The organism is Vibrio sp. V33_P6A3T137, from assembly GCF_009904835.1.
Taxonomy (GTDB): domain Bacteria; phylum Pseudomonadota; class Gammaproteobacteria; order Enterobacterales; family Vibrionaceae; genus Vibrio; species Vibrio metschnikovii.
The window spans coordinates 1-12,157 of sequence record NZ_WXWK01000099.1 but is presented as its reverse complement, the minus strand read 5'-3'; the positions used below and the strand labels follow the sequence as shown (position 1 = coordinate 12,157).

The window sequence follows — 12,157 nt, the reverse complement described above, 5'->3', positions numbered from 1 at the left end:
ATAGGGATGTAAAATAAATTATCCTGTCAGTTTTTCTTTTCCTTAAATCTAGCATACTAAAGATATCCCAAGCCAGAAGAGGATACCATAATGCCAACCACATCAGCCGTTGCTCGCTCAAGCAAACCTATTGAAACGGGGTCTGTTGTTCACCCGCAGCCATTAACAGAATACTACTTACAACGCTTAGCGGTATGCCAATCTCGCTCAGAAAAGCAAGCGCTATTCGCTTTGATCCAACTATGCCAATGGCAACAAGAGATAAACAGTAAATCTAACTGAATAACCGCATGGCACCTTATTTACGCCCGCTCCTGACCCCCATCAAGAGGCAAGTAAGGTGCCATTTTTACGTTTTCCATTCATCGATATTTCTCGAAAACTTCACTTTGCTAGCTTGATTACGACTTCAACATCTTGTGCTTGACGAGCGCAAAATAAGACATATGATTTACCATATATCTGAAAAATCGAATGTGATGGTGCTCTCTTCAGAGCTAAGTTACGCCACTCATAATTCGGATCGTTTGTTGCTAATAAGGTGAATCTACCGATGAAAATCACGCGCATCATCTTAATAATGGCTAAGCCAATCATTGATGATGCGTTATTTTTAGCTATTGAAATTTTATGAATCGAAAACGTCTAGGAGAGAGAATATGGGATTATTTGAGCGCTACTTATCCGTTTGGGTAGGGCTGGCGATCATTGCTGGTATTACACTTGGCTCAATAGCGCCGGATGTCTTTGCGATATTTGCTCGCTTTGAATATGCGCAGGTGAATATTGTTATCGCGGTGCTGATTTGGTTAATGATTTACCCAATGATGGTGCAAATTGATTTTTCTTCCATTAAAGATGTCGGCAAAAAGCCCAAAGGTCTGGTACTGACTTTGGTGATCAACTGGCTGATTAAACCGTTCACCATGGCATTTTTAGGTTGGTTGTTCTTTAAGGTGTTTTTTGCCAATTGGGTCGATCCACAAACCGCCAATGAATACATTGCTGGGATGATTTTACTGGGTGTTGCACCCTGTACGGCAATGGTGTTTGTCTGGAGTCAATTAACCAAAGGCGATGCAAACTATACCTTAGTTCAGGTGTCGGTAAACAATGTGATCATGATCTTCGCTTTTGCGCCTATTGCAGGGCTTTTGCTGGGGATGACCGATATCACCGTCCCTTGGGATACGTTATTACTCTCGGTGGTACTCTATGTATTGATCCCATTATTGGCTGGGATTTATACGCGGAAAAAACTCGATAAAGGCAATGACCATTCCCGATTAAACGCTTTTACCGCAAAAATGAAACCTTGGTCGATAATTGGTTTGTTGGCAACCGTGGTGTTGTTGTTTGGTTTTCAAGCCGAGACCATTCTCTCTAAGCCTTTGGCGATTGTATTAATTGCCATTCCGCTGTTGATTCAAACCTATGGCATTTTTGCGTTGGCTTACTTCGCTGCTAAGAAAATCGATTTACCGCATAATATTGCCGCGCCAGCATGCATGATCGGTACTTCTAATTTTTTTGAACTCGCGGTGGCGGTGGCGATTGCTCTGTTTGGGTTACATTCTGGTGCCGCGTTGGCAACGGTGGTTGGCGTGCTAGTGGAAGTACCCGTGATGCTAAGTTTAGTCTGGTTTGCTAATCGCACGCGTCATTGGTTTAATTAATCACCCGATCGATTGGTCGCTGCCGAATAGGGCAGCGTTATGGATTATTCCCTCAATAAAAAAACAGCCATCTCTGTATAGAAATGGCTGTTTTTCTCAGAGCTCTCAACCTCGATTCGGTAGAGACTGAGTGCGTTCGTCGAGTCAGAGAGAACTAATACTTTTTGGCGAGTAGTTCAGCCATCTCTTGGTCGGTCTTATGGCGCACATCTAAGCCTTTGACAAAGTAGATGGTGTACTCACAGACGTTGCGCGCATGATCGCCAATTCGCTCCACGGCGCGGCCTATCCAAGTGATCTCTAAGATGGTTTGGAAGTGAGAACAGTTAAGCAGCATATTTTGGTTGTTTTGGCGTAAAATTTCGCTATAACTGTTATCAATATGCTTATCCAACATTGCGGCTTCTAAGGCCGCTTCGGCATTCATATCATGAAACGCATCCATGGATTTTTGTAGCATATTAATCACGTGAGCGTTGATTTGTTCGAACTCATCTTCTTGCAGTTCAATACCCTCAAAGTAATTTTTCTTTCCTGGATGCTGTTCTTTTAAACGTAGTACCGCGCTGGCAATGCGTTTTGATTGATCACCAATCCGCTCTAAATCCATGATTGCCTTCATGATGGAAAAGATTGCTCGTAAATCGCGTGCTGCAGGCTGGCGTTTGACGAGAATATCCACACATTTTTGGTCGATACTTAGTTCGAGTAGGTTGATCTGATGATCATTTTCTATTACCTGCTTGGCGAGTCGAGTATCACCAGTCATAAAGGCATTGAGTGCGTGGCGAACCTGCTCTATCACTAAGTCGCCCATGTTAACCACAGAATCGACAATCGAGCGTAATTCGCTGTTGTAACTGTGTGAGGTGTGCCCATCAATACGATGAGTTGGCATAAATCTCTCCTGAAAAATTGTGAATTAACCAAAGCGACCCGTGATGTAATCTTCCGTGCGGCTATCACGCGGGTTGGTGAATATTTCTCGTGTATCATTGAGCTCGACAAGATTGCCCATATGGAAAAATGCGGTTTTATCGGAGACACGCGCTGCTTGTTGCATATTGTGCGTGACCATCGCGATGGTGTAGCTGCCTTTCAGTTCATCAATCAAATCTTCAATGATTGAGGTCGCAATAGGGTCGAGTGCCGAACACGGTTCATCCATTAAGATGACTTCAGGATTGACGGCAATCGCGCGCGCAATACAAAGGCGTTGTTGTTGACCACCAGACAGCCCAGTTCCGGGAGCAGAAAGGCGATCTTTGACTTCATTCCACAGTCCTGCACGGCGTAAACTGTTTTCAACAATTTCTTCTAAGTCGGCTTTATTATCGACTAAACCGTGCAAACGGGGCCCATAAGCAATATTTTCGTAGATGGATTTTGGGAATGGATTCGGTTTTTGAAAGACCATACCCACTTGCGCACGGAGTTGTACGACATCAAGGCTCGGGTGATAGATATCTTGCCCATCCAAGGTGACGGAGCCTTCAACGCGTGCGCTATCAATGGTGTCATTCATGCGATTTAAACAACGTAGAAAGGTCGATTTACCACAACCGGAAGGGCCGATAAACGCGACGACTTCATTTTCTACAATATCCATGTTGATGCCATGCAAGGCTTGTGATTCACCATAGAACACTTTGACATCACGGGCGGCCATTTTGGAATTTTTTACCGCAGTGGATGACGATGCTTTACGCACAATATCAGGGTTAATCATCGGCTGTTTATTCATTACTGCTTCACTTATCATGTTGGATTACCACCGTGTTTCAAAGCGTCGACGTAACCAGATGGCCAACGCATTCAGACTAATCATTAATGCTAGCAATACGATGATTGCAGCAGAGGTTCTTGCTTCAAAGAAGTTACGGAGTTCATTACCTTGCCATAAGAAAATTTGCACTGGCAGAGCGGTTGACTGATCCATCGGCGTACTTGGAATACTGGCAACAAACGAGTTCATACCGATTAATAGCAGCGGTGCGGTCTCGCCCAATGCTTGTGCGATACCTAAAATCGCACCGGTCAAAATGCCAGGAAGAGCCAGCGGCAGCACGTGGTGAAATACCGCTTGAGTTTTTGATGCGCCAATACCGAGTGCCGCTTGACGGATCGATGGCGGAATGGCTTTTAAGGTTGAACGAGTCGCGATAATCACCGTTGGTAGTGTCATCAGAGTTAACACTAACCCGCCAACAAACGGTGCGGATAACGGTAATTTAAACCATAAAATAAACACCGATGCACCGAGTAGACCAAACACAATTGAAGGAACGGCGGCGAGGTTATTGATGTTTACTTCAATAAAATCCGTCAGTTTGTTTTTCGGCGCAAACTCTTCCAAATAAATCGCGGAAGCCACCCCAATCGGTACGGCGAGCACCATGACGATCAGCATCATAAATACCGATCCCATAAATGCCCCCGCTAAGCCAGCCGACGCTAACGAGCTGCGTGAGTCGACATTCATAAATAAAGCGGTGCTAAATTTATTTTGAATCACGCCACGGTCTGCCAGTTCATCAGCCCAAGCACGCGTGCGAGCACTTAATTGCTGGCGCGAGTCGGGTAAATCGCGATCAATATTGCCTTTTAACCACACATCGACATTCGCATCAGCCAATAAATCTAAGCGTAGTGTTTTACCGACCAATGACGGGTCATTGACTAACATGTCGCGCAGTGCGAAACGTTCACCACTGGTGATTAAGCGTAATGCATCACGTTGATAGCGGGGCGCTTCCGGTATTTCTTTGGCTAAACTATTGACGATAATGCGGTTGAAATTGACCATGCCTACTTGACCTTGCCAAGCGAGTAGTCGTTGTTGAAATTCACCTGCGGATTCGCCACTGAGCTGAACGGGTTTCGGCTCAATATTGATTACCTCAGGATCGAAATAAACGTTCAAACTTACCGTCGCCTGCCAAAAAGCAGGAATGCCTTTGGAAAAAACGGAAACAAACAGGATCAATACAAAGCTGAGGGCTAGGCCAACAGCTCCCATACCAAACGCTTTGAAACGACGTTCACTGGCATGGCGTTTTTTGAGTGATTTTGCAATACGCAGTTGTGTTTTCTCACGTAGCTTATTCGTATCGCTCATTGATTGAGTTGAAGTTGGCATAATACTGTCCATGAAATTACTCATATTGTTCGCGGTATTTACGTACGATGACTAACGCAATGACGTTAAGAAACAGGGTAATCACAAACAGCGTTAACCCTAAGGCAAAGGCCACCAGTGATTGCGGGCTAGAGAAATCCAAATCGCCGGTTAATTGATTGACGATTGTCACGGTCATCGTCGATACAGCTTCAAAAGGATTAGCGGTTAAGACCGGGCTATTGCCCGCAGCCAACACGACAATCATGGTTTCGCCAATCGCACGGCTGGCGGCGAGTAGTACGGCTCCGGTAATGCCCGGCAGCGCTGCGGGCAGGACGACTTTACGTATCGTTTCTGATTTTGTCGCTCCGAGACCCAGCGAGCCATCTCTTAAGGCTTTAGGAACTTGGGTGAGGATGTCATCGGAAAGAGAAGAGATGAACGGGATGATCATTAACCCCATCACGACCCCTGCTGTTAGAGCTGAGGTAGCACGGATATCAATATTGAAGAATTCACCTATCTCACTCAGAAAAGGGCCGACGGTGATCAGGGCAAAGAAGCCATAGACAATCGTTGGGATCCCTGCCAGTACTTCAATAATCGGTTTCGCTACAGAGCGAACTCGACTGGGGGCATATTCGGCTAAGTAAATCGCGGCCATCAAACCGACTGGAATGGCGACGGCAAGAGCGATAAACGCAATCATGAACGTTCCCGCTAACAGCGGTAGCATACCAAAACCACTTTGGCCGCTGGTGCCTACGGTTGAGAAACGCGGGTTCCATGTCGTACCAAAAAAGAAATCGAGTGGGTCAACAAAGCTAAAAAAGCGAAAGGCTTCTCCCAGCATCGACAGCACAATACCAATCGTCGTCAGAATGGCTACACCAGAACAGAGAATAAGTACGATGTGCAATGCACGTTCAACTTGGTTACGAGCACGTAAATCAGGGCGAATGCGACGGGTGCTAAAGACGACGCCTGTCGCGGCTAAAGTCGCCATTAAGCTACTTAAGATAACGTGACTGGTAAATTGTACCTGTTGTAGGTACTCAGCTGCCGCGATTTGATAATCACTGAATTCACTGACTACGGCAAAGCCGCTGGCTAAGTTATTCAATTGGTTCATCAATACACGAGCGTGATCGGCGGTAGCGGGTTGAAACTCGCTGGGGATACTGCTGAGCACTAAGTTTTGAATGAAATTAGGAGAAAATGTCGTCCATAAAACAAACACTAAAAAAGCGGGTACGACAGCCCAAAGTAGGGTCAATACACCGTGATAAACTGGACGAGAATGCAAGCGTTGAGTCTGCCCGCTGCTGGTTGATGCCACTCTTTTACTGCGCACTAGCCCGAGCTGATAAGCCAGAGCCATGACTGCCAGTAGTACCACCATTAGCATCATATTATTCATAATTGTGATTACCTTTTAAAAGCAATAGTAAGAGAGACGTTAATGCCTCTCTTACTGAATTATTACTTTATTTATAAAGTCTTACGGTTGCGAATATCGTTTGACACTTGCGCGCGCTCAGCGTCATCCATTGGGATTAGGCCAGCTTCTTCTAATGGGCTACCCATGCCACCAATCTGCTCGTTGACGAAGAATTGAGCGTATTCAAGTAGGCCAGGGACAACACCAACGTGGGCATTTTTGATATAGAAGAATAAAGGACGAGAAACCGGATATTCACCCGTTGAAATGGTCTCTAAACTAGGAGTGACACCATCGACCGTTGCCACTTTTAAGCGGTCACGGTTTTGGTCATAGAAGCTGAGGCCAAATACGCCTAATGCGTTACGCTGTGCATCGAGGCGAGCCAGTGTTTCTGTATAGTCACCAGCGACTTCCACCACGCGTCCATCGGTACGAATCGCGTTACAGAAGTTTTCTTTGGCTTTGCTATCCATGGCTTTGACTTCAGCAAACGTTGCACAACCCGGGTGGACAACTTTTTCTTCATACACTTCACGGGTGCCGTGGTTAGAGCCAGGAATGACCAATAAGATATCTTGATCCGGTAGTGAAGGATCAATCTGTTTCCAGTTGGTGTAAGGGTTATTAACCATTTTACCGTTTTGAGGAATTTGCGCTGCGCCTGCTTTAAAGACATGTTCAGGTTTTAGTGCAAAACTGCCACTGTCGGTGCGTGAAGCAAAGACAATACCGTCGTAACCGATTTTCACTTCGATGACTTCATTCACGCCGTTGGCTTTACAGTTCGCAAGCTCATTGGGACGGATAGGACGAGAAGAATTAGCAATATCAATGGTGTTGACACCAACGCCTTGACAAAACTGGCGAAGGCCGCCGCCCGAACCACCTGATCCAACAATCGGTGTATTAAATTGAGCAAAAGTTTGCCCAAACTCTTCAGCAACGATTGATGAAAATGGCAGCACAGTCGATGAGCCAGCAATTTGGATAGTTTCACGAGCCATTGCAGGTGCTGAGATAGCCGTGGCGATGGTTGAGGCAAGCAATAGCGCGTTGCGTCCAAACTTCATAGTATTTCCCTCGTTCATTCACATTGTTAACCGCTATGGCATCATGCCTTCAAATTGCGGTTGTGTTTGGTTTAACTAAAACGGATTTTGGGTGGTTTGTATGACAGTAAAATGGAAGTTATATGACAATCATGTGACAGAGGGGAGCGGTGGGGGTGTGGCATAACCCGGTTTCTCGGTCAGTCAGCGCAGATTAGCACTGGGGGATGACGCTCTGATGACATCAACAAGATGATCTTTTTGAATATGAAAATTTCATGACAACGGCTGGATTACCATTGACAGCGATTAGCACGCAGTTAAGATATTCGCATATCCATATAAGGTAATAGAATTATGCTACCTCATCAATTTTTTAAACTGTTGGCTGATGAAACCCGAGTGCGTTGCTTATTAATGATCGCTCGTGAACAGAACCTCTGCGTTGCGGAGTTAACCGCGGCATTAGAAGAGAGCCAACCCAAAATATCGCGCCATCTTGCTTTATTAAGGGCGAGTGGCGTTGTCGTCGATGCCCGTCAAGGTCAGTGGGTATTTTATCGTCTGTCAGATCAGCTACCTGGCTGGATGAGAAAACAGATCCAAGGCTTAGTCGACTCTCAGTGTTTACGAACTGAATATCAGCTTGATATTGCGCGATTGGCGGCGATGAAATCTCGGCCAACATGTTGTGCTTAATTATTCCGTGTGGCTTGAAGGGCTTTCAAGTCACACGGATGAACGGATCATTATTAAGGAAATAAATCATGACGATTAAAGTAGGAATTAACGGATTTGGCCGAATTGGCCGCTTGGCATTGCGCGCGGCTTATGATTGGCCAGAGCTGGAATTTGTGCAGATTAATGATGTGGCTGGCGATGCGGCAACGTTGGCTCATTTGTTAGAGTTTGACTCTGTACAAGGTCGTTGGCATCACCCTGTCTTGGCAGATGGCGACAGCATCATGATTGGTCAACATAAGATTCAAACCTCTCAACAAAAAGCCATTGATGCCGTAGATTGGTCAGGTTGTGATGTGGTGATTGAAGCGACGGGTAAACATCGTAAAACGGAGTTACTTAATCTGTATCTTGCTCAAGGTGTTAAGCGAGTCGTCGTTTCCGCTCCAGTAAAAGAGCCGGGTGTAGCGAACATTGTCGTCGGTGTTAACGATCATATTTTTAACCCAGATCAACACCGAATTGTTACGGCGGCATCGTGCACGACCAACTGCATTGCACCGATTGTTAAAGTGATCCATGAAAAATTAGGCATCGAGCAATCCTCATTTACGACCATTCACGATTTAACCAATACGCAAACCATTTTAGATGCGCCGCATAAAGATCTGCGCCGTGCTCGTGCGTGTGGGATGAGCCTTATCCCAACAACGACTGGTTCGGCAACCGCGATTGTCGAAATATTCCCTGATCTGAAAGACAAAATTAATGGTCATGCGGTACGAGTACCACTGGCTAATGCGTCACTGACCGATATTATTTTTGATGTTAAACGTGATACCACCGTTGATGAGGTTAATGCTTTGCTTAAAGCGGCATCAGAGAATGAACTGCAAGGTATTTTAGGCTTTGAAACACGTCCATTGGTATCGATTGACTATAAAGGCGATCAGCGTTCAACGATTGTTGATGCTTTATCAACCATGGTGGTGGGTAAACGGATGGTGAAAATTTACGCTTGGTACGATAACGAAATGGGCTACGCAACGCGTACCTCTGAACTGGCGCGTAACGTTGGCTCAGTATAAGGAAAAGACAATGACACATCCAACTTGGGAACTGCCGATTACTGATCAAGCGGGGCTGATCCTCACGCCTTGTCCGGGCACAAAACAAACGGCGCTTACCGAAAGTATCGCACAATTAAAGGCGCAAGGAGTCACGGTTGTGGTGACCGCGCTGAGCCAACAAGAGATGCAAGAACATGGCGTTGGCCAATTGCCAGAAGAGGTAGAGAAAGCCGGGCTACTTTGGTTGCATGCACCAATCGCTGATGATTGTGCACCGGATGAAGCGTTCCATGTTCGCTGGCAACACATTGCCCCTTTAGTACATAAAGCTTTAAGTCTTGGTGATAAAGTGGCGTTGCACTGTATGGGGGGCTCGGGTCGTACGGGATTATTAGCCGCTCATGTTTTGCTTGAGAAGGGCTGGCCACTGGAAACGATCATTGCCAAGGTGCAGGCTTTGCGTCCAGGTGCTTTCACTAAAGCGGATCAGGTCGATTATATTCATCAGTTTGTCGGTCAATAACCCCTAGTAAGAGCTGCATTGATGCAGCTCTTTTTCAAAAAGAGTGATCATCCATGTTGTCCCAATTCAATCATAATGTTCGTCAATATATGCTGGTGACGTTCAATTACTGGAATTTTACCATTACCGATGGCGCATTGCGCATGTTGGTGGTGCTGTATTTTTATGATTTAGGTTATTCGACGTTAGCGATCGCTTCGTTATTTTTGTTCTATGAATTTTTTGGCGTGGTGACTAACTTAATTGGTGGCTGGCTTGGTGCAAGGCTTGGCTTAAATCGCACCATGAATATTGGATTAGGGATGCAAATCGTCGCTTTATTAATGTTAGCCGTACCTGCCGCGTGGTTGACGATCCCGTTAGTGATGGCAGCACAAGCGCTCTCTGGTATTGCCAAAGATCTCAATAAAATGAGCGCAAAAAGTGCCATTAAAACGTTGCTACCAGATGATGCACAAGGGGCGTTATATAAATGGATAGCTATTCTTACTGGGTCAAAAAATGCGTTGAAGGGAGCCGGTTTTTTCCTTGGTGGTGTCTTGCTCTCGCTGATCGGTTTTCAATATGCAGTGCTGGCGATGGCTGGCGTATTATTGGCCGTCTTTGTTGGCAGCCTCGTTAGTCTACAAGCCGATATTGGCAAAGCCAAAAATAAACCCAAATTTTCAGAAATTTTTTCCAAATCACGTAGCGTGAATATTTTATCGGCGGCGCGGATGTTCTTATTCGGAGCCCGTGATGTCTGGTTTGTGATCGCTTTACCAATTTATCTTGGTAGTGTATTTGGCTGGGATCACAGTGCCGTGGGCGGATTTTTAGCCTTGTGGGTCATTGGCTATGGTGTTATCCAAGGGTTTGCGCCGAAAATCACCGGTAGTGCTTCTGGTCAAGTACCGGATGGACGTTCCGCCATGGGGTGGGCCGCCTTATTGGCTTTAGTGACCGGAGTGATTGCTTACAGTATTCACGTTCAATGGCATCCGCAAATGGTGATCATCGGTGGATTATTACTTTTTGGTGCGATTTTCGCGGTTAACTCATCCTTGCATTCTTATTTAATTGTCAGTTATGCCAAGGGAGATGGCGTGTCATTGGATGTTGGTTTTTACTACATGGCCAATGCGATGGGGCGTTTGATTGGCACCATTTTATCTGGTTGGATATTTCAAGAGTGGGGATTAGCCGCGTGCTTATGGGTTTCTTTTGCTTTCTTATTACTGACCACCTTAATTTCGATTGGCTTACCAAAAGTCAAACCACAGGATAGATTAGCGACCTAAATTGACTGGCATGAGCTTGTTCGTTGAGGCTGCAGTTAGATGGATAACCGTTGGTATGCTACCCCATCAAACTGCAGCTTCTACTTTTTTGCTTTCACAGTATCTCTGTCGGCGGTAGACGTTTTCTCGTTCTATCCTTTATTCCCCACACAAACGCTGATAACGAGGTAGCATACTTTCATTGCCTAACAAACCGCCTTGATGAATATAGATCAACGAATATTGTTGGTTGTTCGGTAGCCAATCAAGTAAACAGCGCCACATCAATGGGTCGTACAGCAAATCAAACTCAACATGAGTTTGCTCATAGAGCTGCTGCCAAATTTGATAATCCTCGCGATATAAATGGCCAAAGTGATGTTTACGCGAAGGTTCGATAATCGTTGGATAAAGGGTATCTGCGAGTTGTTGCCACTGTTGGCGTAAATAGTCCGCACCACCGACACAAGGACAAGTAATCACTTGGATATCATGAGGTTGCAGTGCCTTTTGCAGGTAGAGCGAGGTCGCTCCGGTGCCTGATGGCAAAGCGATAATCCAGTGCTGTTTTGGCTGCTGTTGAATCCATTCGAGTAATTCAAGAGCGAGTTGCTTAACGCCATACTCAGCCAAAGGAGAGCGTCCTCCTTCTTCAATAAAGAGGCAGTGCTCATCAGGCTGACGCACTTGCACGATATGATCGTGTGGATGATTGATCGCCTCATTTTCCGTCGTCATCACTTGCGCACCCAGTTCGAGCGCGGCCCGATAGTTACCGATTGGCCGTTGTTGGAGCCACTTAGGGATCCGATGAACATAATATTCTAATTTCCAACCACGAATCGCTGCGAGTCCTGCCAATGAATACAAAGAATTGGCTTGCACGGATCCATAGCTAATTAAAGTGGTGATCGCCGGCGCTTCCAATTCGAGTAGACCAAGAAATTTACGCGCTTTATTGCCGCAAAATTGTGGATGCAATTTATCATCACGTTTTAAATAGAAATCCACACCTTGAAAGCGATGCTGGGTGATTGGGCTATGAGAGAGCTTCATGAATTCATGGGGTATTAACAAGTCAGCAGAGCATTATACGCTTTCTTAGCCATTAGCGGTATGAGGTGCAAAAAAAAGCCCAGAACAAAATGAACTGGGCGGATACAAACATAGGAGTTAATAAGGAAAAAGCAGCATTTACCTTGCCACTTGAAGCATCGACGGGATTCGCTCAACCTTCAAGTCGTATCGGTATCGTGTAGTTGCTAGTGACCAAGAAAGTTCGACGGCCGTAAAACTCTGAATGCTCTACCAACTACACTAAGTCAGACTGGATG

Annotated in this window: 12 protein-coding genes; 6 read left to right on the top strand and 6 right to left on the bottom strand. The window is 45.6% G+C overall.

What is annotated here, in order from left to right:
• Nucleotides 1–90 precede the first annotated feature (90 nt).
• On the top strand, nucleotides 91–282 hold the full coding sequence (locus CAG60_RS09645; protein WP_004395017.1) for a hypothetical protein: 192 nt from the start codon (nucleotides 91–93) through the stop codon (nucleotides 280–282).
• A 377-nt stretch (nucleotides 283–659) separates the two neighbouring features.
• Entirely contained in the window at nucleotides 660–1,676 is a 1,017-nt protein-coding gene (gene arsB / locus CAG60_RS09640; protein WP_158138589.1) for an ACR3 family arsenite efflux transporter, read from the top strand.
• A gap of 154 nt (nucleotides 1,677–1,830) precedes the next feature.
• Here the strand turns inward: arsB and phoU are convergent, their stop codons facing one another.
• The 5 genes from phoU to CAG60_RS09615 form a co-directional block, all read right to left on the bottom strand.
• Nucleotides 1,831–2,574: a phosphate signaling complex protein PhoU gene (gene phoU / locus CAG60_RS09635; RefSeq protein ID WP_158143754.1), complete on the bottom strand. Its 744-nt coding sequence runs from the start codon at nucleotides 2,572–2,574 to the stop codon at nucleotides 1,831–1,833.
• A 24-nt stretch (nucleotides 2,575–2,598) separates the two neighbouring features.
• Complete coding sequence (pstB, locus tag CAG60_RS09630) at nucleotides 2,599–3,405, bottom strand: phosphate ABC transporter ATP-binding protein PstB (protein WP_249374266.1); 807 nt, start codon at nucleotides 3,403–3,405, stop codon at nucleotides 2,599–2,601.
• A gap of 39 nt (nucleotides 3,406–3,444) precedes the next feature.
• Nucleotides 3,445–4,815, bottom strand: a complete 1,371-nt coding sequence (gene pstA / locus CAG60_RS09625) for a phosphate ABC transporter permease PstA (RefSeq protein WP_158138586.1) — start codon at nucleotides 4,813–4,815, stop codon at nucleotides 3,445–3,447.
• A gap of 16 nt (nucleotides 4,816–4,831) precedes the next feature.
• The gene (gene pstC, locus CAG60_RS09620; protein ID WP_154167834.1) at nucleotides 4,832–6,217 is read right to left on the bottom strand and encodes a phosphate ABC transporter permease subunit PstC; all 1,386 of its coding nucleotides are present in this window, start codon (nucleotides 6,215–6,217) and stop codon (nucleotides 4,832–4,834) included.
• Between the two features lie 71 nt (nucleotides 6,218–6,288).
• Complete coding sequence (locus tag CAG60_RS09615) at nucleotides 6,289–7,311, bottom strand: substrate-binding domain-containing protein (protein ID WP_161438827.1); 1,023 nt, start codon at nucleotides 7,309–7,311, stop codon at nucleotides 6,289–6,291.
• Between the two features lie 336 nt (nucleotides 7,312–7,647).
• On the opposite strand from CAG60_RS09615, the gene CAG60_RS09610 reads away from it, so the two are divergent.
• The 4 genes from CAG60_RS09610 (at nucleotide 7,648) to arsJ (ending at nucleotide 10,844) form a co-directional block, all read left to right on the top strand.
• On the top strand, nucleotides 7,648–7,989 hold the full coding sequence (locus CAG60_RS09610) for a metalloregulator ArsR/SmtB family transcription factor (protein ID WP_161438826.1): 342 nt from the start codon (nucleotides 7,648–7,650) through the stop codon (nucleotides 7,987–7,989).
• Nucleotides 7,990–8,057: 68 nt separating this feature from the next.
• Nucleotides 8,058–9,059: an ArsJ-associated glyceraldehyde-3-phosphate dehydrogenase gene (locus CAG60_RS09605; protein WP_161438825.1), complete on the top strand. Its 1,002-nt coding sequence runs from the start codon at nucleotides 8,058–8,060 to the stop codon at nucleotides 9,057–9,059.
• 10 nt (nucleotides 9,060–9,069) lie between these two features.
• Nucleotides 9,070–9,564 (top strand): cyclin-dependent kinase inhibitor 3 family protein, encoded by a 495-nt coding sequence (locus CAG60_RS09600; protein ID WP_161425231.1) that lies wholly within the window; start codon nucleotides 9,070–9,072, stop codon nucleotides 9,562–9,564.
• A gap of 53 nt (nucleotides 9,565–9,617) precedes the next feature.
• The gene (gene arsJ / locus CAG60_RS09595) at nucleotides 9,618–10,844 is read left to right on the top strand and encodes an organoarsenical effux MFS transporter ArsJ (RefSeq protein ID WP_161438824.1); all 1,227 of its coding nucleotides are present in this window, start codon (nucleotides 9,618–9,620) and stop codon (nucleotides 10,842–10,844) included.
• Nucleotides 10,845–10,982: 138 nt separating this feature from the next.
• Here the strand turns inward: arsJ and CAG60_RS09590 are convergent, their stop codons facing one another.
• Nucleotides 10,983–11,879, bottom strand: coding sequence for a pyridoxal-phosphate dependent enzyme (locus tag CAG60_RS09590; protein WP_154167845.1), 897 nt, complete (start codon nucleotides 11,877–11,879; stop codon nucleotides 10,983–10,985).
• Between the last annotated feature and the right edge of the window lie 278 nt (nucleotides 11,880–12,157).